Source organism: Streptomyces gobiensis (genome assembly GCF_021216675.1).
Classification (GTDB): domain Bacteria; phylum Actinomycetota; class Actinomycetes; order Streptomycetales; family Streptomycetaceae; genus Streptomyces; species Streptomyces gobiensis.
Window position 1 is genome coordinate 5,662,420 of sequence record NZ_CP086120.1, and the last position, 21,880, is coordinate 5,684,299.

General features: G+C 71.0%; 21 protein-coding genes and 3 pseudogenes. 15 read left to right on the plus strand and 9 right to left on the minus strand.

The window, feature by feature from the left end; translation table 11 throughout:
- The first annotated feature begins 1 nt into the window (after position 1).
- From test1122_RS26355 to test1122_RS26400, 9 genes and pseudogenes are all read left to right on the plus strand, one after another.
- Positions 2-820: an alpha/beta fold hydrolase gene (locus test1122_RS26355; protein WP_232271670.1), complete on the plus strand. Its 819-nt coding sequence runs from the start codon at positions 2-4 to the stop codon at positions 818-820.
- On the plus strand, positions 817-2,007 hold the full coding sequence (locus test1122_RS26360) for a glycosyltransferase (protein WP_232271671.1): 1,191 nt from the start codon (positions 817-819) through the stop codon (positions 2,005-2,007). The genes test1122_RS26355 and test1122_RS26360 overlap by 4 nt, the downstream gene beginning before the upstream one ends.
- Positions 2,004-3,863, plus strand: coding sequence for a class I SAM-dependent methyltransferase (locus test1122_RS26365; RefSeq protein WP_232271672.1), 1,860 nt, complete (start codon positions 2,004-2,006; stop codon positions 3,861-3,863). The genes test1122_RS26360 and test1122_RS26365 overlap by 4 nt, the downstream gene beginning before the upstream one ends.
- Complete coding sequence (locus tag test1122_RS26370) at positions 3,860-4,861, plus strand: galactokinase (RefSeq protein WP_232271673.1); 1,002 nt, start codon at positions 3,860-3,862, stop codon at positions 4,859-4,861. Before test1122_RS26365 ends, test1122_RS26370 begins: the two co-directional genes overlap by 4 nt.
- 26 nt (positions 4,862-4,887) lie before the next feature.
- On the plus strand, positions 4,888-6,114 hold the full coding sequence (locus test1122_RS26375) for an alkaline phosphatase family protein (RefSeq protein WP_479685732.1): 1,227 nt from the start codon (positions 4,888-4,890) through the stop codon (positions 6,112-6,114).
- 40 nt (positions 6,115-6,154) lie between these two features.
- Entirely contained in the window at positions 6,155-7,429 is a 1,275-nt protein-coding gene (locus test1122_RS26385; RefSeq protein ID WP_232271674.1) for an MFS transporter, read from the plus strand.
- Positions 7,419-8,474, plus strand: coding sequence for a TolB-like translocation protein (locus test1122_RS26390; protein ID WP_232271675.1), 1,056 nt, complete (start codon positions 7,419-7,421; stop codon positions 8,472-8,474). Before test1122_RS26385 ends, test1122_RS26390 begins: the two co-directional genes overlap by 11 nt.
- Before the next feature lie 55 nt (positions 8,475-8,529).
- Positions 8,530-9,503 (plus strand): annotated as a pseudogene (locus test1122_RS26395) (ADP-ribosylglycohydrolase family protein).
- Positions 9,504-9,583: 80 nt separating this feature from the next.
- A complete protein-coding gene (locus test1122_RS26400) occupies positions 9,584-10,135 on the plus strand; it encodes a hypothetical protein (RefSeq protein WP_232271676.1) in 552 nt (183 codons plus the stop codon).
- Here test1122_RS26400 and test1122_RS26405 read toward each other — a convergent pair.
- From test1122_RS26405 to test1122_RS26425, 5 genes are all read right to left on the minus strand, one after another.
- Positions 10,040-10,924, minus strand: a complete 885-nt coding sequence (locus test1122_RS26405; RefSeq protein ID WP_232271677.1) for a crotonase/enoyl-CoA hydratase family protein — start codon at positions 10,922-10,924, stop codon at positions 10,040-10,042. The genes test1122_RS26400 and test1122_RS26405 overlap by 96 nt on opposite strands.
- A 33-nt stretch (positions 10,925-10,957) precedes the next feature.
- Complete coding sequence (locus test1122_RS26410; RefSeq protein WP_232271678.1) at positions 10,958-11,800, minus strand: crotonase/enoyl-CoA hydratase family protein; 843 nt, start codon at positions 11,798-11,800, stop codon at positions 10,958-10,960.
- Positions 11,793-13,436 (minus strand): acyl-CoA dehydrogenase family protein, encoded by a 1,644-nt coding sequence (locus test1122_RS26415; RefSeq protein ID WP_232271679.1) that lies wholly within the window; start codon positions 13,434-13,436, stop codon positions 11,793-11,795. The genes test1122_RS26410 and test1122_RS26415 overlap by 8 nt, the downstream gene beginning before the upstream one ends.
- Positions 13,384-14,031 (minus strand): TetR/AcrR family transcriptional regulator, encoded by a 648-nt coding sequence (locus tag test1122_RS26420; RefSeq protein WP_232271680.1) that lies wholly within the window; start codon positions 14,029-14,031, stop codon positions 13,384-13,386. Before test1122_RS26420 ends, test1122_RS26415 begins: the two co-directional genes overlap by 53 nt.
- 240 nt (positions 14,032-14,271) lie before the next feature.
- Positions 14,272-14,475: a helix-turn-helix domain-containing protein gene (locus test1122_RS26425; protein ID WP_232267090.1), complete on the minus strand. Its 204-nt coding sequence runs from the start codon at positions 14,473-14,475 to the stop codon at positions 14,272-14,274.
- Between the two features lie 18 nt (positions 14,476-14,493).
- Here test1122_RS26425 and test1122_RS26430 point away from each other — a divergent pair, with 18 nt between their 5' ends.
- From test1122_RS26430 to test1122_RS26440, 3 genes are all read left to right on the plus strand, one after another.
- Positions 14,494-14,820 (plus strand): hypothetical protein, encoded by a 327-nt coding sequence (locus tag test1122_RS26430; protein ID WP_232267089.1) that lies wholly within the window; start codon positions 14,494-14,496, stop codon positions 14,818-14,820.
- A 152-nt stretch (positions 14,821-14,972) separates the two neighbouring features.
- Complete coding sequence (locus tag test1122_RS26435; protein ID WP_232267088.1) at positions 14,973-15,332, plus strand: hypothetical protein; 360 nt, start codon at positions 14,973-14,975, stop codon at positions 15,330-15,332.
- Between the two features lie 234 nt (positions 15,333-15,566).
- Positions 15,567-15,758 (plus strand): hypothetical protein, encoded by a 192-nt coding sequence (locus test1122_RS26440; RefSeq protein ID WP_232267087.1) that lies wholly within the window; start codon positions 15,567-15,569, stop codon positions 15,756-15,758.
- Positions 15,759-16,373: 615 nt separating this feature from the next.
- Here the strand turns inward: test1122_RS26440 and test1122_RS26445 are convergent.
- The 4 genes from test1122_RS26445 to test1122_RS26460 form a co-directional block, all read right to left on the minus strand.
- Positions 16,374-16,907: a helix-turn-helix domain-containing protein gene (locus test1122_RS26445; protein ID WP_232267086.1), complete on the minus strand. Its 534-nt coding sequence runs from the start codon at positions 16,905-16,907 to the stop codon at positions 16,374-16,376.
- A 121-nt stretch (positions 16,908-17,028) separates the two neighbouring features.
- Positions 17,029-17,790 carry a recombinase family protein gene (locus test1122_RS26450; RefSeq protein WP_232267085.1) on the minus strand — a complete coding sequence of 254 codons (762 nt, stop codon included), beginning with the start codon at positions 17,788-17,790 and terminating at the stop codon, positions 17,029-17,031.
- A 177-nt stretch (positions 17,791-17,967) separates the two neighbouring features.
- On the minus strand, positions 17,968-18,624 hold the full coding sequence (locus test1122_RS26455) for a response regulator (protein ID WP_232267084.1): 657 nt from the start codon (positions 18,622-18,624) through the stop codon (positions 17,968-17,970).
- Positions 18,624-19,793, minus strand: a complete 1,170-nt coding sequence (locus test1122_RS26460) for a sensor histidine kinase (protein ID WP_232267083.1) — start codon at positions 19,791-19,793, stop codon at positions 18,624-18,626. The genes test1122_RS26455 and test1122_RS26460 overlap by 1 nt, the downstream gene beginning before the upstream one ends.
- A 79-nt stretch (positions 19,794-19,872) precedes the next feature.
- On the opposite strand from test1122_RS26460, the pseudogene test1122_RS26905 reads away from it, so the two are divergent.
- From test1122_RS26905 to test1122_RS26475, 3 genes and pseudogenes are all read left to right on the plus strand, one after another.
- Positions 19,873-20,037 (plus strand): annotated as a pseudogene (locus tag test1122_RS26905) (ABC transporter ATP-binding protein); the annotation flags it as partial.
- Positions 19,968-20,843, plus strand: a pseudogene (locus tag test1122_RS26650) (AAA family ATPase); the annotation flags it as partial. The pseudogenes test1122_RS26905 and test1122_RS26650, both read left to right, overlap by 70 nt.
- Positions 20,840-21,700, plus strand: a complete 861-nt coding sequence (locus tag test1122_RS26475) for an ABC transporter permease (RefSeq protein ID WP_232267082.1) — start codon at positions 20,840-20,842, stop codon at positions 21,698-21,700. The pseudogene test1122_RS26650 and the gene test1122_RS26475, both read left to right, overlap by 4 nt.
- Positions 21,701-21,880 lie beyond the last annotated feature (180 nt).

A 21,880-nucleotide genomic window follows, 5' to 3' on the forward strand; every position in this document is an offset into this window, starting at 1 on the left:
CATGGCCGAGATCCTCGCCAACTCCCTGCGCTTCCACGTCCAGCGGCTGCCCGGCAGCGGCCGCAGCGCAGCAGACACCGGTGGGCTGCCCGTGGCCGTCTTCCTGCACGGCCTGGTCGTGGACAACCTCTCCAGCTTCTACTGTCCCCTGGCCGTCCCCGCCGCCCAGGCGGGCCACGACGTGGTGCTGTACGACCAGCGCGGCCACGGCCGCACCGAGCGGACCGCCCACGGCTACGACCGCGCCACCTCCGTACAGGATCTGGCCGCCCTGCTCGCCGTCCTCGGCCTGGGCCGACGCCCGGTGCACCTCATCGGCAACTCCTACGGCGGCACGCTCGCCCTGCATACCGCGCTGGCCCGGCCGGACCTTGTCGCCGGGCTCGTCCTGCTTGAACCTCCGCTGAGCGGCGGCTGGGTGGAGAACATGCTCGATACGCTCTCCGTCGCCGCGCTCAGCCTGGAAGGCAGCCACGTGCCCGAGGAGCTCGCCACGCTCAGGCTGCGTAAGGCAGCCCGGCTGACCGCCACCGCCGACGCACTGCTCAACAGCACCACGCTGATCGATGACATCGCGGCGAACCGTTCGTTCACCCCCGCCGACTACACCCGGCTGCGCTGCCCGGCGCTGGTCGTCTGCGGGGAGCACTCGGAGCTGGTCCCGGGCGCACGGGAACTGGCCCGGCACGCACCCCGCTGCACCGTGCGGATCCTGCCCGGCCGCGGCCACGACGTGCTCCAGGACAGCACCGGCGCCCTGCGAAGCGCCGTCCTGGGGTGGCTGGACGCCGCAGCCCGCCAGCCGGCGGTGGTCGCATGAGGGTCCTGTTCGTGGTTCCACCGCTGGCGGGGCATGTCAACCCCACGGTCGCGGTCGCCGCCGAACTCACCGCGCGGGGGCACGAGGTGGCCTGGACCGGCCCCGCGAAGGTCCTGGCTCCCATGCTGCCCCCCGGCTCCCGGCTCCTGCCGTCCGGGGACGGGACCGGGGCCGTTCCCGGCTCGGACTCCGGGGACTACGCCGCCCTGCACGAGCAGTGGCGCGATCTGCGCGGTGTCGCCGCCCTGCGCTTCCTGTGGGAGGAGGCGCTCATACCGCTGGCGCACGCGATGCTGCCGGGCGTGGCGGCGGCCGTCGACGCGTACGCGCCCGATGTGCTCGTCGCGGACCAGCAGGCCCTGGCCGGGGCGATCGTCGCGCGGCGGCGTGGGCTGCGGTGGGTGACGTCGGCGACCACCTCCGCCGAGCTCACCGCGCCGTTCGCGGGCTTCCCCAAGGTGGGGAAGTGGGTGGCGGGCCGGATCGCCGCTCTGCTGGCCGACTGCGGTGCGCCCGGCGGCTGGGACCCGCGGTTCTCTGACCGGCTGGTCCTGGTCTTCTCCACACCCGAGCTGCTGGGCGAGCGGCAATCCGGTGCGTACCCGGAGCACTACGCCTTCGTCGGGCCCGCGTTCGGGGCCCGCCCGGCGGCGGGTGACTTTCCGTGGCAACGGCTCGACCCCGGGCGGCGCCGCGTGCTGGTCTCGCTCGGCACGCTCAACCGGGAGGCGGGCGGCCGGTTCTACGCGGCGATGCTCGTGGCTGCCGAGCGGCTGGCCGACCGCGTACAGGTGATCCTCGCCGCCCCGGCGGAGCTGGTCGGTGAGGTGCCCGAACATGTCCTGCTTCAGGAGTTCATCCCGCAACTCCGGCTGTTGCCGCACCTTGACGCCGTGGTCTGCCACGGCGGGCACAACACGGTGTGCGAGGCGCTCGCCCATGGTCTGCCGCTGGTTGTCGCACCCATCCGGGACGACCAGCCGATCGTCGCCCAGCAGGTCACCGCGTCCGGGGCGGGGGTGCGGACCCGCTTCGGACGGGCCCGGGCGGACGAATTGCACGCCGCGCTCACCGCCGTCCTGTTCGGCAACCCCGGCCACCGCCGGGCGGCCCGGCGCGTCCAGGCCTCCTTTGCCGCAGCCGGCGGGGCCGCCGCCGCGGCCGACCGGTTGGAGAAGCTGATATGACCTCACCTCAGCATCTGCGGTGGACTGCCGCCGCCGCACTGACCGCGCTCACCGCCGGCGTGCTGCGTGCCCGCCGCCGGCTGCATGCCTTGCCCGTGCTGCCCCCTCACACCGCCTCACCCGGCCTGCCCACGGGCCCACCGGAAGCCCTCGGCTGGCAGCTGATCAGCGCCCGCGGGGTCCACGTTGACGACGCCACCCGGCGGGCCGCGCTCCAGTATGCCGAGCGCGAGAACCTGCAGGTTCTCGATCTGATCCCGGGCGATCTCGGTGCCGAACAAGCCCTGGGCCTGCTGCGGCTCGTCGACCCGGCTGGCTACCGGGGCGACCGGCTGGCCCCGGGCCGCGGCGCCGGGTGCGCCGTGCTCGTCACCGATGATGTCTGCAAGCGCGCCGGGCTCGACCCGCACACACGGCCCGGCACGGCGGAACTCCTCCACCTCGCCCACCGGGTGAAACAGTACGCGCCCGCCGCCACCGACCTGGCCATCGCTCCCGGGCTGCGGGCTCCGGCCCTGTCCCCCCAGCTGCGGGCCGCCGAACTCCGCGCCCAGGGACTGCCACCACGGCCGACGGCCGCGGCCCAGCTGGCCGGTCTGGGCATGCTCGCCCTGTCCGCCGCCGCGTGCCCCCCTTGGGGCACGGCCGCCGCCGCGCTGTACTGGCTGCAGCCGTATCTCGTGCTCGGGCCCGGCAGCCCCCTGCACCCCGCCGACCTCGCCCCCGCCACCGCCGCGCGGCCGCTGCGCTCCCTGACCTCCGCCCTGCGCACCGCCGCGCACCCCCAGCACGCCGCGAAGGCCGACAGCCCGGCGGCGCCGCGGTCCCGCTACGCCGCTGAACTCGCCGCCGGTACCGACCGGTTCTTCGAGCCGCGCCGCACCGACTGCCCCTGGTGCGGCTGCGCACAGCTCGCCGTACGGGTCCGCGTGCCCGACCTGCTGCAGGGCAAGCCCGGCCGCTTCACCCTCGAACAGTGCCGGTCCTGCGGGCACATCTTCCAGAATCCCCGCCTGACCCCAGGCGGCCTCGACTTCTACTACCGCGACTTCTACGACGGCCTCGGCGCCGCCGGCAGCGGACATGTCTTCGGCCGCCTGGGCGGCTCCTATCTCGACCGCGCCGAACTGCTCAGGCCTTACGCCACCCCCACCGCCTGGCTGGATGTCGGGACCGGACACGGCCACTTCTGCAACGCCGCCCGCGCCGTATGGCCCGGCACCCGGTTCGACGGCCTCGACATGGGCGACGGTGTGCGCGAGGCGGAACGCCGGGGCTGGGTCAGCACCGGCTACCAGGGCCAGTTCCCCGAGTACGCCCACCGTCTCGCCGGCCAGTACGACACGGTCAGCATGTACCACTATCTGGAGCACACCCGCGACCCATTCGCCGAACTCGACGCCGCCGCGACCGTACTGACGCCCGGTGGCCACCTGCTCATCGAGCTTCCCGACCCCGCATCGCGCATGGCACACCTGCTGGGACCGCACTGGCTGCCGTGGTTCCAGCCCCAGCACCAGCACCTGATCCCCGCAGCCAACCTCCGACAAGCCCTGTACGAGCGCGGCTTCACCCTTCTCACCGAGCAGCACGGGCCCGCCCACCAGCACAACGACTTCGTCGGCGCCGTCGCCCTCACCGCCAACCGGCTCGCCCCCGACCCGGCCGCCCCCTGGGCCACCCGCCCCGACACCCCCGCCCGCCGCGCCGCCCGCCACGCCGTACGGGCCGCCGCGCTTGCGTCCTACGCCCCGGCGGCGGCCCTGGACGCGCTGCGTACGGCGGTGGCGCGCCGCACGGACGGCGGCAACGCCTACCGCCTGCTCGCACGGAAAGAACGAGGGGCGAGCATATGAAGACCCTCATCCACCGCCCCACCGCCGACCCGCTGCTGCGCCTGGTCGCGCACGCCCTCGCCGAGGCGCACGGCCGCGAAGCCGCCACCCTGTGGAGCGCCCCGCACGCCTTCCACCTCGGCACACCGGACCTGGTGGCCGCCGCCGACTGGCAGGTGGCGGCCGCGGCCGCCCCGCGCGAGGACGGCCTGGTGCGCCTGAGCTCCCTGAGCCACCCGGCCCGCAGCCGCGACCTCCCCCTCACCGGGCCGCCCCCGGAGCCCTCCGGCTGGGCAGCGAGGCCGTACGCACTGATCCGCGCCCTGGCCCGCGCCGGATACGCCCGCGGCGGCATCGATCTGCACGTCCACGGCACCCTCACCCCCGCAGCCGGGCTGGCCACCGCCGAACCGCTCGACTGCGTCGTAGCACTGGCCGTCGCCGACGCCCACGCCACACACCCGCTACCACCCCCCTCCCGCGCCCGGCTGGCCGCCCTCATCCGAGCCGCAGCCCCCGGCGGCAGCCAGGCGCTGCGGCGGGCGGTGCTCTTCGCCCAGCCCGGCAGGGCGGCCCTGCTGCTCGGCGACGGGCGGCAGCGGCACGTGCCCTTCGACCCGGCCGCGTACGGGGCACGGCTGGTGCTGCTCGCCCCCCGTGACGGCGATCCCCCCAACTGTCCGCCACCACCGTTCCAGTCCGCGCACGTGGTACGGCTGCTGCGCGGCGGCGACCCGGCGGCGCTGGGCCGGGCGCTCGGCGGGCCACTGGCCGCATGCGCCCAAGACCCGGACAACGGCACCGACATCGGGAGGGCGGTGCGCTGCGCGCTGCGCGCGGGGGCCCTGGGCGCGTGGTGGCCCCAGGGCCGGCCGGGGCGCAGCGCGCTGATGCTGGTGCCGCACGACCGGATGACCGCGGTCCGTGCCGCCGTGGTCAGCGACTTCCACAGCCTGACACGGCCCGTACCCCGCTTCGTGAATATCGCCGTGGCCGGCGCAGCCCGCCGCGAGCACTGACACAGCCGACAAGGAGGTACCACCCCATGCCATCCCCAGCCATGCACCATCGAACCCCTCACAGCACCGCCAGCAGGCCCAAGAGGCGCTGGCGGGCAACGGCCGTCGGGATCTTCGGCGCGCTCTGCCTGATCACCGCCATGGTCACCGGCGAGTCGAGGGCCGCGAACTCCGAGGCCACCCCGTCACGCACCGCGGCCGCCGCGCTCCCCGCCTACGACCACGTGGTCGTCGTCGTCTTCGAGAACAAGCAGTACGGCGAGATCATCGGCAGCCCCAACGCCCCCTACATCAACCAGCTCGCGAACGGCGGCGCCAGCCTGACCGCGATGAAGGCACTGACCCACCCCAGCCAGCCCAACTACTTCAACCTCTTCTCCGGAGGCACCCAGGGCATCACCAGCAACGACTGCTTCACCCCCCAGTCGCTGAACGCGCCCAACCTCGCCCAGGAACTGATCGCCGTCGGGAAGACCTTCGCCAGCTACAACGAGGCACTGCCGAGCGAGGGTTCCACCGTGTGTACCAGCGGCCGCTACGCCCAGAAGCACAACCCGTGGTTCGCCTTCAACAACGTCCCGCTCACCACGGGGAAGACGTGGGCGCAGTTCCCCAAGGACGACTTCAGCCAGCTGCCCACGCTTTCCTTCGTCATCCCGGACATGTGCAACGACATGCACGACTGCCCGGTCAGCACGGGCGACACCTGGCTGAAGAACAACCTCGGCGCGTACGCGCAGTGGGCGAAAAGCAACAACAGCCTGCTCGTGGTGACCTTCGACGAGGACAACTACCTCGCCGGCAACCGGATCGCCACGGTCTTCCACGGCGCGCACGTCAAGCAGGGCAGCTTCGGCGGCGCGTACAACCACTACAACCTGCTGCGGACCTTCGAGGACATCTATGGCACCGACCACGCGGGCAACGCGGGAAGCGCCACCCCCATCACCGAGGTCTTCGGCACCGGCGGCGACGACCCGCCTCCCGGTGATGGGCTGGTCCTGGCCGACCCGGGGGCGCAGACCTGCCGGTTCATCCAGGCCTGCGGCATCCAGATCACGGCCACCGGCGGCCAGGCGCCGTACACCTACCGTGCCTCCGGGCTGCCCTTCGGCCTGTCGATGAACGCCTCGACCGGCCAGATCAGCGGCCAGCCCTGGCAGACCGGCACCTTCCGGATCACCGCCACCGCAACCGACACCACCAAAGCCACCGCCCAAGCCGCCTTCCCCCTGACCATCAACTGGTTCTGAGCACTGGCCGTTTCCCCGCCCGCACCGGAAGGAGACATCCGTGTACGTGTCGGCCAGCCGCGCCGCCGATGCCGCAGCGGGCACAGTCCGCAGCCTGCGCAGGCCCGGTGGCACCGCACGGCGCGCCGTCGCCGGGAACGTCGTCGCCCTCGGCCTGGTCAGCCTGATCACGGATGTCTCCGCGGAGATGGTCACCGCCGTTCTGCCGCTCTACCTCGTCGTCGGCCTGGGGATGTCCCCGCTGGCTTTCGGCGCCCTCGACGGCGTCCACCAGGGGGCCTCAGCCCTGTTCCGGCTGGTGGGCGCCTACGGCGCCGACCGCACCCAGCGCCGCAAACTGGTCGCGGGCGCGGGCTACGCCCTGTCCGCCGGCTGCAAGCTCGCCCTGCTGGCCGCGGCCACGCCCTGGGCGATCGGCGCCGTGCTCGCCGCCGACCGCACCGGCAAGGGGCTGCGCACCGCCCCGCGCGACGCGCTCATCTCCCTGTCCAGCCCGCCCGACGGGCAGGGCCGGGCCTTCGGCGTGCACCGGGCGATGGACACCGCGGGCGCCCTGCTGGGCCCGCTCGTCGCCTTCGCGGTGCTGTGGGCGGTCAGCGACGGCTACGACGCCGTGTTCGTCGTCAGCTTCTGCGCGGCCGCCCTGGGCGTACTGCTGCTCGCGCTCTTCGTCCGCGACATCCGCACACCCCGGCCGCGGCCCCCAGGCGGCCTGCCGCCCAGCGCTGTACGGGCGCTGCGCACCCTCGCCCGTACATCCGGCCTGCCACGGCTGTGCCTGGCGGCCGCGCTCCTTGGACTGGTCACCGTCAGCGACGCGTTCCTCTACCTGCTGCTGCAACAGCGCCTCGACCTGCCCACCGCGTACTTCCCGCTGCTGCCCATCGGTACCGCCGCCGCGTTCCTGCTGCTCGCGGTGCCCATGGGCAGGGCCGCTGACCGTGCGGGGCGTATGCGGGTCTTCCTCGCCGGACATGGCGTGCTGCTCATCGCCTACCTGCTGGTGCTCGCGCCATGGCCGAGCGCACTGGCAGCGGCGGTGTGCGTGCTGGTCCTGCTCGGCGCCTTCTACGCGGCCACCGACGGCGTGCTGATGGCCGCGGCGGGCCCGCTGCTGCCGGAGCACCTGCGGACCAGCGGACTCGCCCTGGTGCAGACCGCTCAGGCCCTCGCCCGATTCGCGGGCTCGGTCCTGTTCGGCGCCGCGTGGATGTACCTCGGCCCCGGCGGAGCCGTCACCGCCGCAGCCGCCGGCCTGGCCGCCGCCGTGATCACGGTCGCCGTACTGAACAAGGGAGCACCGCATGAACGATGATCCCGGAACTGATCCCGGAACCCTCCGCGGCATCCGCACGCGTGTGCTCGTTCTCGTCCTGGCCACCGCCGTCCTGGCCACCGTGGCCGTCGTCTATACCGTCCGCGCCGCCGACCGCGCGGACCGCCGGGAGCGGACCGCACCCGGACAGCCGACTGCCCGGGCCGGCGCGGTGGACCTGCGCCAGAGCGGCCGTCTCCTCTTCCGCAACCTGGCCTGGGGTCCCGAGCGCGACCACGTCTCCTCTGTCGCGCTCGCCGCCCCCTCGGCCTCACGCACCGCTGCCCCGCGCACCTGCCTGCGCTTCCACGCAGCCGCAGGCACCGGCATCTGCCTGCGCCGGAAGAGCGGAGTGATAGCGGGCCACGAGGCCGTCCTCCTCGACGCCGGCCTGCGGCCGGTCCGCAGGTTCCCCCTGCCGGGCGTACCGACCCGGGCGCGGGTCTCGCCCAGCGGACGGCTGGTCGCCTGGACGGTGTTCGTCAGCGGCGACTCCTACGCGGGCGGCGACTTCTCCACCCGTACCGCGGTCTACGACACCCGTACGGGCACCCTGCACGCCAGCCTGGAGGAGTTCACCGTCGTCAAGGACGGCCGCCGTGACCGGGCAGCCGACCACAACTTCTGGGGCGTCACCTTTACCGCCGACGACCGCCACTTCTACGCGACCCTCGCCACCGCGGGCCGTACTTACCTGGTCAAGGGAAACCTGGCCCGCCGCAGCGTGCGCACGCTGCGCACCAACGCCGAGTGTCCCTCCCTCTCCCCGGACGGCACCCGCGTCGCCTTCAAAAAACGCGTCCGGGGCCTCCCCGCCGAAGCCCCCTGGCGGCTCCACGTCCTGGACCTGGCAACGGGACGGGAGACCGCACTGGCCGAGCGCGGAAGCGTTGACGACCAGGCCCTGTGGCTGGATGACCGCACCCTCCTCTATGCCCTGCCCGGCGACTTCGGTGCCGACCTGTGGTCGGTCCGGGCGGACGGCGGCGGCAGTCCGCGGATGTTCTTGAAGTCCGCGGTGTCACCGGCCGTGGTGGCCGGGTGACGCCTGGATGACCGGCTGGAAGAGATCGGAATCGGGCTGCGGGTAGTCGTCCGGTATGGACGACAGACAGCAGGACAAGATCTACGGCGGCTGGCTGGGCCGGGTCGCCGGGAACATGCTCGGCAAGCCGGTGGAGCAGGGTGAGCACTGGACGCGCGAACGTATCCGCGGCTATCTGGAGCGGGCCGGGGCGCTGCCGCTGGAGGACTACATCCCGGTGCTGGACCCGCCGGATTCGGCGGTGTCCTCACCACTGAGGACGTTGGTACGGTGTGGCTGCTGCGGATGCCCTACCTGCAGACGTTCACCGCGGAGCGGGCCGTCTACCGTAATCTCGTCAACGGTCTTCAGCCGCCCCACACGGCCACGGTCGACAATCCCTATCAGGAGTGGATCGGCGCGCTGATCCGGGCGGATGTCTTCGGGTGGGTCTGCCCCGGTGCTCCGTACCGGGCGGCCGGGCTCGCCCGGCGTGACGCTGTGCTCTCGCACACCGGTGACGGGGTGTACGGGGCGATGTGGGCAGCGGCCGTGGTGGCGGTTGCGTTCACGGCGCCGTCCGCGCGGGCGGCGGTGGAGGCTGGCCTGGAGTCGGTGCCCGGTGACAGCCGGCTCGGGCAGATGGTGCGCCGGATGCTCGGCCTGCATGCCGCGGGGGCCAGCTGGCAGGATGCGCTGCGTGAGCTGGACCGGTACGCGGAGGGGCTGCACTGGATCCACGCCGTGCCCAACGCCGGGATCATCGCCGCCGGAGTGCTGTGGGGCGAAGAAGATTTCACCCGCACGGTCACGCTGACCGTGCTCGGCGGTCTGGACACCGACTCCTGCGGCGCCACGGCCGGGTCTGTGGCCGGGGTGCTGTGCGGGGCGTCCGCCATCCCGTCCCAGTGGACCGAGCCCTTGCAGGACCGGGTGCGCAGCGCGGTCTTCGGCTTCGACGGATCGCGGATCAGCGACCTGGCCCGGCGCACGGCCCGTCTCGCGGCGTTCGGTCCGCGTCCCGGTCCTGGCCAGGTCCCGCCCTCCTGATTATCACCACCGCTGCCGTACAACCTTCGGCACCGTCGGTGGGTCTGGACGGGTGCCAGGAAAGACAGAGGGAGGACGACGTGCTCGCCGATCGGATACGGACCGCTGCGCTGGTCGCTGCGGCGATGGTGGTGGCGGCTGTGGTCATCCCCCTGGGCGCGGTACTCACGGCCGGTCCGGCCTATGCGTGCTCGTGTGTGCCCAGCGGCGAGTCAGTGTATTTCGGCCGTGCGGACGCGGTGTTCTCCGCGACTCTTACCGATCGGCGGGAAGCCACGCTCACTTTCGAGGTCACCGAGGTGTACAAGGGTGATGTGCACGCCCTGCAACAGGTGGCGACCGCCGATTCGGCCGCTGCCTGTGGACTTGAGATCAGCGGGGCTGGGCCCTTCCTGGTCTTCGCCGATGAGCGTCGCGATGCCGGGCCCCGCCTGACCGCTTCGCTGTGTGGCGGGACCCGATCCCTGGCCGCGGGTGACCAGCCGGCGTTCGATTCGGCCGAGCCCCCACTGCCCGGGCGCGAGACAGCTGTCAGATCAGCGCCGGTACCGCTCCTGGCCTGGAGTACGGGCCTGGCCACGGTACTGGGCTGTCTGAGCTGGCTGGTGCTGCGGCGGCTGCGCAGACGCTGAACCACCTGCGGCTTCGCTTCGGTCGTAGGTGCCGTGGCGCCCGGCCCCCGAGGCGAACCTGGCCGCCCCGGTAGTTGCGTCGGCTGCGAGCGACACGGTGCCGTGTGTGAACTCGCTGGCGAGTGCCGCGGGCTCGTCGAGACCGTGCTGTTCGATGAGAGACATGCGGTCGTGGCGCAGGCAGGTCTGCGGGAACCCTGCGATCTGCGCTGCGAGTTCCTGCGCTGCGGCCAGCGCCTCTCCGGCCGGGACGAGACGGTTGACCAGCCCGATGTGCAGGGCTTCGGCCGCGTCGACCGGTCTGCCGGTGAGGATCAGGTCCATGGCTCTGCTCGTGCCGATCAGCCGGGGCAGCCGCACGGTGCCGCCGTCGATGAGCGGTACGCCCCAGCGTCGGCAGAACACGCCGAAGACCGCGCTCTCGTCGGCCACCCGCAGGTCCGCCCAGAGCGCCAGCTCCAGGCCGCCTGCCACGGCGTGTCCGCTGATGGCGGCGATGACCGGCTTGGACAGCCGCATCCGGGACACGCCCATCGGGCCGTCGCCGTCCGCGGCCGCCCGGTTGCCGTCGCCAGCGCTGATGGCCTTGAGGTCGGCGCCGGCGCAGAAGGCCTCTCCTGCACCGTGGAGGACAGCGACGGACGCGTCCGGGTCGGCCTCGAAGGCGCGGAACGCATCGGCCAGCGCCGACGCGGTGGCGCGGTCCACGGCATTGCGGACCTGGGGCCGGTTCAGGCTGATCGTGGTCACCGCGTCCTGGTGTTGGACGCGTACGGTGTCGGGTGCCATGTCGTGGCTGCCTCCTCGGTCGCTGTCCGCCGGTCAGCGGTGGCGGGAGCCGTAGTCGCCGAACGGGTCATCGCGTTCGCGTACGGCCTGGCGGAACCCCGCCTCGGCCGAGCGGGCGACGAAGTCCTGTCCTTCCTGCGTGTGCCGGGCCACACCGTCGAGGAAGGTGCCCAGGGTACGGCTGGAGGCCAGCCCCATGTTCTCCGCCGTCTGGTTGCAGAGCAGCTTGAGCATCTGCAGCTGGTTGACGGGGACCTGGGCCATCCGCCGTGCGAACGCGGTGGCATGGCCAAGGAGCTGCCCGTCGGGCACGCATTCGAGGATCAGCCCGGCCTTGACGGCTTCCGGGGCGGGGATCTCGTCTCCGGTGAGCAGATAGCGCTTGGCTTTCTCAAAACCCAGCCGGTAGACCCACATCGCCGTGGTGGGCGTTCCCCATACGCGCGAGGGCGGGTAGCCGAAGGTCGCTCCTTCGCCCGCGATCACGATGTCGGAGCAGAGCACCATGTCGGTTCCGCCGGCGATGCACCAGCCCTGTACCGCCGAGATGACCGGCTTGGTGGCATACCAGAGCTTCATATAGGTGTCGACGAAGGTGGACATCACGCGCATGTCCATCAGCGAGTCCCACGCCCGGCCCGACTGTGCCTCGGCTGCCTGCAGTTGGGTGGACCAGTCCAGGCCGTAGCCCGCGCAGAAGGCCGGTCCTTCGGCCCGGAGCAGGATGACGCGGACGTCGGGGTCGGCGTCGGCGGCGTCGATGGCGTCAGCCAGCGCGTCCCGGAGCTGAGGCGTGATGGTGTTGTACTCCTGGGGCCGGGACAGGACGAGGGAGCGCACCCCGGCTTCGGTTTCGGTACGGATCGGCTCACTCATGGCCAGCTCCCAAGGGGCGGGCGCGGTCGATGATGGCCGTGGTGTCCACACCGGAGGGCAGGGTGCCGAAGGCGACGCCCCGGTCGCTGTCGAGCCGGGAGGCGCAGAAGGCGTCCGCGACAGCTGGGTGACCGTGGCGGTGCAGCAGGGAGCCCTGGAAGATGAGGGCCATCGTTTCGACGGTCCGGCGCGCCCGGTACTGGATGTCGTCGAGGTCGGTGAGTTCCTTGCGCAGCCGTGTGACCGCGGCGTCCAGCCTGCGGTCGGCCCCGGTTGCCTGCTCGACCTCGGCGAAGAACGCCTCGACCGTCTCTGGTTGCCGGGCCATGGCCCGCAGGGCGTCCAGGGCGGCTACGTTGCCCGATCCTTCCCAGATGGAGGGCAGCGGCGCCTCACGGTACAGCCGGGGCATGCCCGACTCCTCGACGTATCCGTTGCCGCCCAGGCATTCCAGGGCCTCGGCGGCGTGCGCGGGCGCCCGCTTGCACACCCAGTACTTGGTGACCGCCAGCCCGATCCGGCGGACAAGTTCTTCCGCGGTGTCGCCGGCGGCCGCACGGTCGACGGCACCGGCCAGCCGCATCCCGGCCACCGTCGCCGCCTCGGCCTCGATGGCGAGGTCGGCCAGGACATTGGTCATCAGCGGCTGGTCGACGAGCAGATCACCGAAGGCCCGGCGGTGAGAGGCGTGGTGGACCGCCTGGACGACACCCTGCCGCATCCCCGCCGCGGAACCGACCGCGCAGTCCAGCCGGGTGAGGTTCACCATCCGGATGATGGTAGCGACCCCGCGGCCTTCCTCCCCGACGAGTTGGCCCAGCGCACCCTCGTACTCGATCTCCGATGAGGCATTGGAGCGGTTGCCGAGTTTGTCCTTGAGCCGCTGCAGCCGGATCGCGTTGCGGGTGCCGTCCGGCAGCACGCGCGGAACCAGGAAGCAGGACAGACCGCCGGGAGCCTGAGCGAGGGTGAGGAACACATCCGACATGGGGGCGGAGGTGAACCACTTGTGCCCGGTCAGCGCGTAGCGCCCGGCATCGGCGGGCACGGCCCGCGTCGTGTTGGCCCGTACGTCCGAACCGCCCTGCTTCTCCGTCATCGACATGCCAGCGATCAGCCCGCGCTTGGTGAGCGGCTCGCGCAGCCCGAAGTCGTAGACGGGAGAGGCCAGCCGCGGCTCATAGACCTGCGCCAGCTCCGGCTCGGCCCGCAGCGCGGGCACCGCCGCGTAGGTCATCGAGATGGGGCACAGATGACCGGGATCGCTCTGCCCCCAGACGTACATCTTCGCCGCACGGGCCACATGCGCACCGACGCGCTCGTCCCGCCACGGGGCACCGTGCAGCCCATGCGCCACGGCCACCTCCATCAGGCGGTGCCAGTGCGGATGGAACTCGACCTCGTCCATGCGGTGGCCATACCGGTCGTGGGTGCGCAGCACCGGAGGATTCGCCTCCACCAGTCGGGCCCATTCCTGGGCCTGCTCACTGCCGGCCAGGACGCCAAGCTTGTGCAGTTCGTCCTCCGCCCACCCCGCGCCCTCGCGGCGCAGGCCCTCCAGCAGCGCCGGATACGCCGCTACGTCATACTCCGTCAGCGGCGGGGCCTGGTTGGTGACTTCGTGCGTGATCGCCATCGGATGCTCCCAGAGCTCGAAGGGTGAACCTGACCAGAGCGGGAACGGTGCCCGGGCCAACCGCTGGCTCGGACAGCGGGCCGATCAGTGCCTCCGCTCCCGCCCCGACCAGCGCGGCCGCGGTCAGCTGCGGATCCTGTGCCGGCAGTACGCCGCGCTGCACGCCCTCGGCGATCCGCTCGGCGAACACATCCCGGAACGCCCGCCTGAACACCAGCCGTTCCGCGTCCACGGCCGGATCGACCGGCTCCGCCAGCAGCGCGTACGCCAGCCGCGGAGACTTCAGCGCCCGCCCTGCGAAGGTCTCCACCACCGCGACGATGTCCTCGACCAGTCCGGCTTGGCGTCCGGCCGCCTCTGACACCGCCGCCACCTCACGCGAGACGACCGTCCGGAACAACTCGACCACGAGATCGGCCTTGCTGGGGAAATGCCGGTACACACTGCCCGTCGCGACACCAGCCCGCGCGGCGACGGCCGACATGGAGCACCCGGTATAGCCATGCTCCGACAGCAGCCCGACAGCCGCAGCCAGTACCGCCTCGCGCTGCGCGTCGATACGAGCCTGCACTGCGGGGGTACGTCGGTAGGGCATGGCAAAGACTGAAGCACAGATTCACTGCTTCAGCAATGGGTGTGCACGGCTTCTCAAAAGGCCATCGAGCGCTGGGTCAATGGCCGCAAGGAGAACGCTCAGGACCCGTCTTGCCGATCATGTGGTGGTCGGCCTGCGCCGTCACGGTCTGGGGGGCCGTGTGAAACGGATACCGAAACGGGGAGAGTTCACCGTGAGGATGCAGAGGAGCATTTGGATCTTCTTCTCGTCGGTGACGCTTTACAGCGTGCATAGCTTGTTCATATCACCCGGCTTGGCGGCTGCGCGTCCCTTGCCCGTCTCGATCCGGTTCACTCGGGTTTGCGAGCAGCGCAGTTCCTTGGTGACCTGCTCGATTTCCAGGTCGGTAGCCTTGCGCAGCTGTTGCAGCTTGGCACTGAGCTGGTGACGGTGCACGGTGGGGCTGCTTGGTACCGGTGACATGCGTCGCCTTCGCTTCCGTTGACCTTGCGCATCCAGGGCGCCTGCGCTCTGGCACAGAACCAGGATCGCAGCGCTCAGCCGCTCCGGGTCTACGTCGCTTGGCTGCACCAGCATCTGGCCGCGCTACTGGGCATCGCCCGCCTCTACCGCGACCGGGCACCGTACGGCTCCCGCGAACGGGCGCAATGGGAGGACCGCATCCTCAGCGCCCAGCACGTCCACTCCGCCACCTGCACCGGCCTTAACGGAGCCATGGCCCATCTGCAAACCGCCGCCGACTGCGTCGCCTCGCTGCTCACCGTCATCAAGCAGACAGACGGACAAGAGGAGGAGGCCCTGCCGTGACAGTCCAAAGCTCTACCCTGTCCTGGGCCGTATCGGCTGGCGCCCGGGAGGCAGACGTCCGCAGCGCTTGGCAGTCCGGACGCTCTGCTGATGTTCCCGCCGGTCGGCTGTGGGATGTCGCGCGGATTACCCGCAGTGTCGGCCTCGGTGCCGTGTACCGGCTCCGAACCAGCGGCGAGTTCCTCGGGCCGGTGCTTGACGTCCCTCTCCGGGCGAGGGTCGAGTTCATCGTCCCGGCGGGGACCGCGAGGACCTGGCCTCAGCTGCTCGGCACCGTGTGCGTGGGCCCTGGTGTCATCCGCTGCCCCGTCTCTCATGTGACCTGGATCAGCGGGCGCGGGGCTGTCTGCGGGCGTCGCTGGATCGTGCCACCGGCCGCCGACGTTCCGGTCACGGATGGCGATGTGCTGTGCGAGGCCGTCACCGCTGCCATCGCCCACCGCGCCCGCTTGTGGATCGACGAACTGCGCACACTCTCCGCCCCCGTGCAGGGGCAACATGACGGGCTGTGAGAACCCGGCGGCCATGGGCGGCAGTTACCGGTGCTTGCGGCAAATCCCGTGGAGTGCACGGGTGACGCCGGACCTCCTAAGGGCGGTGTGCACCATGACTGAACGGCACGCCCTGCACTCCGGGCTTCCGGTGTGAGGTGGCCACGTACGCCGAGTACGACCGAGACGGTGCTGAGCATGTACGGTCCTCCACCGTCCGCACTCCGGTCGAGGCGGTACGGCGTATTCGTGTTGATGGTCCGCACTCTTGCCTCGGCCCTCCCGCCGCGCGAGCAGCACCGTGCCCACTGGGCAGACGTTTCGGGCAGCATCAGCGCCTTGGCCGCGCTGGAACGCGGCCAGCCGTGCGGCTTCTCCCTCAGCTGCGCCGGGCGCTGGGCCGAGTGGACCGTCCACCCCGTGCTGCTCGCCTCTCCGGATACCTGAGCTATCCCTCCCAGTGCACGCCGCAGCGGCGTGCACTGGGAGGGATAGCGCTGTGGCGGTCTGTCTCCAAATGCTTTGCCAGTGCTGGCTGTTACGGTCCCGATCAGAACAACCCGTCACATCACATCAGGAAAAGTACTACGAGTGTGTACCGCATGATCGGCCCATCGCAGCCCTCGCCCGAGGAGGCCGCTGAGACCTTGGACGGTTGCCGTTTTGACGTGGTGATCGCCGGGAGCGGCACGGCTGCCCTGAACGCGGGCTGGGCGCTGCGCCAGGTCGGCCACATGGTCTTGGTGGTGGTCGATGACGGCAGGAGCCCGACCGCGTCCCCGCCCAACTGCCATGTCCTCGACCGGTCCGCGAGAACTTCGTGCGGGGCCGTTCCCGGGACAACTGACCACAATCACCCAGACGCTGACGGTGCGGCAGGATTACGGTGGGTGGTGTGTGAGGCTGGGATGTCGGCCGGGGGTCACTGCCACCGCACTCGTCATGGCCCCAGCGAGCCCCCGTACATTCCTCCCGACCTCCCTGGAGCGGCTGAGGCATGTGACAAATCTGCTGTTGATCACTGAGTGAGTGGTGTTCTGACGTGTGGATCTGGTGATATTTTCAGGATGTTGGGCTGTGGTGTGGTGTTGTTCTGAGCAGGGGTTTTCGTAGGGCGGGGAAGTTGAGGCGGGCGCTGGACTGCGAGTGTGGTGATTTGGCCTCGACGCGCCACGCGCACACCCGGTACCGGCCGGGGTAGCAGTAGGTCTGCAGGACCTCGCCCACACAACGGGCGCCGGTCTTGCACGGGGTTTGCTTCCGGTCGCCCCAGTCGATGACATAGCCCCTTGAGCCTCTGGAGGCAACGCTACCGCTGGGCCGGTACCTCGGCGCGGGCCCTCTGGAGTTCCGGTACAGCGTCGCCCGGCTGATGCCGAAGTCCTCGGCGACCTGGTCGGCCGTGACGTCACGGTCTTCGTCGGCCATGAGCGCTGCGATGGCCTTGCGCTGCTGCGGGGTGATCTTCGGCTTCGGGCCGGACCGCTTGCCGCGCCCCTTGCGCTTAGCCTCGCGGGCACCGGCGACGCGCTTGAGCATGAAGATGCGCTCCATGTCGGCGAACAGGGCGAGCAGATTCATGCAGATCTGGGCCATGACTTAGGTGTCGGCGGTGTCGATCGGGATCGGGGTACGCCTGCTCTTCTCGTGCTCGGCGAGGGCTCGGTAGATGATGGCGACGCTGGGGCTCTGCCCCTTGCCTTACCGGTGGGGATGATCAGGCCGGGCTGAATCTGCTCGACGGACTCGCCGCCCGCGCGGCGCCGGAGCACGTGTGCAGCATGTCGTCGGTAATGACGGGTGGCCGGCCGTCGTGCTTGCCCTTGCGAGCCGCGGTGTCGAGCCCTTCGAGCGTCGACTCCCGGATGTTCTCCCGCTCGGTCTCCGCCATCGCTGCGAAGAACGCGAACAGCAGTCGGCCGGGGCCACTCGGGTCGTACATCCCCGGCAGCGGTCCGGGCCGAGTCGCTTCATCTCGTACACGGTGAAGATGACCCGGCAGTGTGGGGCGTGGGGCCTTGATCTGCTGGGTCAGCGCGAGCGCGGCCTCGAACTGGGGCCGGAGGCGCACGCGCGTGCTGATCTTCTTGGAGAACACCTTGTCGCGCGGGATGCCGTGCTTGGTGAGAGCGTCCAGCTGCGAGTTGAGTTCCTGTCCGAGGGTCGAGCAGCGAGCGTAGCCGATGCGGATGTCGGCGCCCGGGGTGTCGGGGTCGATCGGTGCCGGGGGCGGGGTACCGGGCCGCCACGGCTGCCCGGGCCCCGGTCGGCTGGTGTCGGCACCCGTAGCAGCTTCGAGAGCCGGGGCACTCGTGAAGCGGCCGGTGTGGTAGCTGCCGGCGACCGCGCCGCGGCGCGAGCGGTACGGCGAGCCGGGTTCGGCCGCACACCGCGGGCACGGGTGGCGCTCGACGTCGTCCGCGTCGGACGGGAGGGTTCTTGAGGGCCCGTCATGGGCCCGGGTTTTCGCACAATGCAAGTCTCAAAAGGGGGTAAGACCTGCCTTTGGGTGAGAACGAGTTGTGCGAACCGATAGGGGTTTGAAGGGACTCCCCGGCTCTCAAGTGATCTTGCTCGGGCAAAGGACCCCCCGTTTATGAGAACTTGTGCCTCGGTGCTTCGGTTGGCGAGCTTCGCCGACTGAGGTGCTCGGCGTTCACCGAGGTGGCGTTACCAGGCCTGTCTCGTAGGCGGTGATGACGAGTTGGACTCGGTCGCGGGCTTCGAGTTTGGTGAGTAGCCGCGTTATGTGTGCCTTTGCGGTGGCCACGCTGATGTAGAGGTGGGCGGCGATCTCGCTGTTGGACATGCCGCGTCCGACGAGGGTCAGTACCTCGCGTTCTCGCTCGGTGATGTTCCCGACTGGTCGTGGATGCGGGGCGGGTTCGGGGCGGGCGGCGAACTCTGCGATCAGGCGGCGCGTGACGCTCGGTGCGATCAGGGCGTCTCCGGCGGCGACCACGCGGATCGCCGCGAGGATGTCGTCCAGTGCTGTGTCCTTGACGAGGAACCCGCTCGCACCCGCTCGGAGCGCGCCATAAATGTACTCGTCGTCGTCAAACGTGGTGAGGACGAGGACGCGCGTCGCCCCAGCGGCGGCCGTGATCAGCCTGGTGGCCTCGATGCCGTCCATGCCGGGCATGCGGATGTCCATCACCGCCACGTCGGGCTCGGTGTCCCGGACCAGATGGACCGCTTCGGCGCCGGTTCCGGCCTCTGCCACGACGTCGATGTCGGGGGTGCCGGCCATCAGGACGCGCAGGCCGTTGCGGACCAGCGGCTGGTCGTCGGCGAGCACGACGCGGACCGTCATCACAGGTGTACTCCTTCGGAGAGGGGGAGCCGGGCCGCCACGCGAAAGCCGCCCTCGGGGCGCGGCCCGGCGGTGAACTGGCCGTGTAGCAGGGTGACGCGTTCCCGCATTCCGGTGATGCCGTATCCGGTGCCAGAGATGAGGCCGCCACGGCCGTCGTCGGCGACCTCGATGGTCAGTTCGCCGTCTTGGCAGCCGATGGTGACCCGGCAGTCGGGGGCGTCCGCGTGGCGTACGACGTTGGTGAGGGCCTCCTGGACGATCCGGAAGGCGGCCAGGTCGATATCGGGGGGCAGGGGCCGTCGTTCTCCGAGCCACCGCAGGTCGACACGGACGCCCGCGTCCCTCGTTGACACGGCCAGCCGGTCGAGATCGGCCAGCCCAGGGGCCGGCTCGCGCGGCGCGGCCTGCGGCCCGGGGCCCGGTTCGGTACGACGCAGCGTGCCCAGGGTGCGCCGCAGCCCGGCGAGGGTTTCCCTGCTGGTGGCTTCGATGGTGGCCAGCGCATTGCGAGCCTCGTGCGTCTGCGTGTCGATGACCCGGCTGCCCACGCCTGCCTGGATGGCGATGACGCCGATACTGTGCGCGATCATGTCGTGCAGCTCGCGGGCGATCCGCAGCCGTTCAGCGGTGACAGCCTGCGCGGCGGTCTGCGAGCGCAGCGCCGCGGCGTGCTCGCGGCGTTCGCGGACCGCATGACCGGTCATCCAGGCGGCGGCGAGCGCGAGAACGAGGACCACGGCCGTGCGGGCGAAGCCGTCCGTCCCAGTCCCGAGGCGTGCGGCGACGGCGACCTGTACGCCGAGCGTCATGACGGCAGCGGTGAGCGCGATGCGGCGCGGCCCGGTGGCCACGATGTATCCGACGGCGAGATCGTTCGCCAGAACCAGCAGATATGCGACCTGCCAGGAAGGACTTGTCGTCGCCGTGGCGTACGTACCAAGGAGCATCAGCGTCAGGGCCGGCAGTGGACGGCGGCGCAGCAACCCGAGGAGCAGGACCGTGACCGCGGCCGCCGAGAGGAACGGCAAGACGGGGGAGTCGTAGGGCCTGCCGCGTACCGCGAAGAACAGGGCGAACGGGTAGGTGATGGCCCCGCACCAGGCCAGGACCGCCCGCGCGGCCGGCCACAGGTGCCAGGACAACAGGGGGCGCGGCTTGGCGGACATGAGGCGATCGTAATCGCCTGACCTGCGGCGGGACATTGGCCCGTGGGCGTACGCCCACGGGTTACAGGCCCTTCCACGAGTGTGGCCGACGGGCCGATGCCGGACGGACACTCTCCCCGGCACCGTTGGCCTGGTGATCGAAGCCAACGAACTGACCAAGCGATACGGCAAGACCACCGCCGTCAACGGCCTGACCTTCACCGTGCGTCCCGGGCACGTCACCGGATTCCTCGGTCCCAACGGCGCCGGCAAGAGCACCACGCTGCGGATGCTCCTCGGCCTGGCCGAACCAGCGGCACCGCCACCATCGACGGCCACCTGTTCCGGGACCACCCGCGCGGCCTGCGCCACGCCGGCGCCCTGCTCGACGCCCATGACGTTCACGGCGGACGCAGCGCAGCGGCCTACCTGTCCGCCCTGGCCCGCAGCAACGGCATCCCGCGGCGCCGGGTGGAGGAGGTCCTTGAGGAAGTAGGACTGGTCGCCGCGGCCCGGCGCCGCATCGGCGGGTTCTCCCTGGGCATGAAGCAGCGGCTCGGCATCGCCACGGCACTGCTCGGCGACCCTCCCGTGCTCCTGTTCGACGAGCCGGTCAACGGCCTGGACCCGGAGGGCGTGCGGTGGGTACGCGCCTTGTTCAGGAGGCTGGCCGCCCAGGGGCGCACCGTGTTCATCTCCAGCCACCTGATGAGCGAGATGGAGAGCACCGCCGAGCACCTGATTGTCATCGGCCGGGGCGAGCTGATCGCCGACGAGAGTGTGAGGGAGTTCGCGGCCCGCGGCACCCGCCTGAGCGTGACCGTGCGGACGCCCGACACCACCGCGCTGGCGACTGTGCTCAAGGCCGAGGGGGCTTCGGTGCAGCCGGACCACTCGGGCGCAGAGGAGTTGCTCACCGTGACCGGCCTGAGCGCGGCCCGCATCGGGGAACTCGCCTCCCACCACCGCATCGTGCTCCTTGAGCTGGCCACCCGCACCTCCTGCCTGGAGGAGGCATTCATGGAACTCACCGCCGACAGCGTCGAATACCTCGCAGGAGAACCCCGATGACCCCGACCACCACGCAGCCGACGGCCGCATTCACCGCCGTACGCGCCGCCCACCCCGGCGCCCGCTTCCGCGATCTCCTCGCCGCCGAGTGGATCAAGCTCTGGTCACTGCGCTCATCCTCCTGGGCGTTCGGGGCCAGCGCGCTGGTCATCATCGCCATCAACGTCAGCGCCGCCGTGGCCGACTACAACAACTGGCCGACCTACAATGAAGGGATCCGGGCCCTCTTTGTCCCGAACTGGGCCATGCGGGACGCCTTCACCATCGGCGCCTGCATGGTCCTGATACTCGCCACCGGCGGCATCGGCGCCCTCATGATCGTCGGCGAGTACAGCACCGGACAGATCCGTACGACCTTTGCGGCCGTCCCTGCCCGCCGCGCGGTCGTAGCGGCCAAGATGGCCGTCGTGACGGCAGGCATGCTCGTCTACGGCACGGTCGTCGCGGGGACCTCGTTCGGCGTGACACAGGCCATCCTGTCCGGGCGGGACATCGGTCTGTCCCTCGACTACCCCGGCGCGTTCCGCGCCGTCGCAGCGTCCGCCCTGCTCGCTCCGGTGTGCGCGCTCATAGGCATGGGCCTTGGCGCCCTCATCCGGCACACCGCAACCACCCTCGTGACGTTCACCGGCATCCTTTTGCTGCTGCCGTTCCTCCTCAACGACCGCCACCGCTGGTCGTCCGCCATCCTTCACGCGCTGCCCCGCAGTGCGTGGGAACGACTGGTGCAGATGAGCGACCCCTTCGGACCGGCCCCCTACCCGGCGACCATCAGCGGGTCGTGGATCGTGTACGCAGCCTGGCCACTCGCCGCAGCCGTCATCGCCATGGCCACCGTCCGCCGCCGCGACCTATGAACCCACGAGCTCCACACCACCGCGTACGAGGCCCGCATGGCCGCCGAGGGCCCCGGGCAGCCTGGATGCACGCGGGATCATGGCAGCAGGCGCTCGACGTATTCGAAGTGGCCGCTCAGGCCGCCTGGCCGTAACCGTCCGGGGCGGATGGGTCGTCGCTGCGCAGCGGGCTGAAGTCGA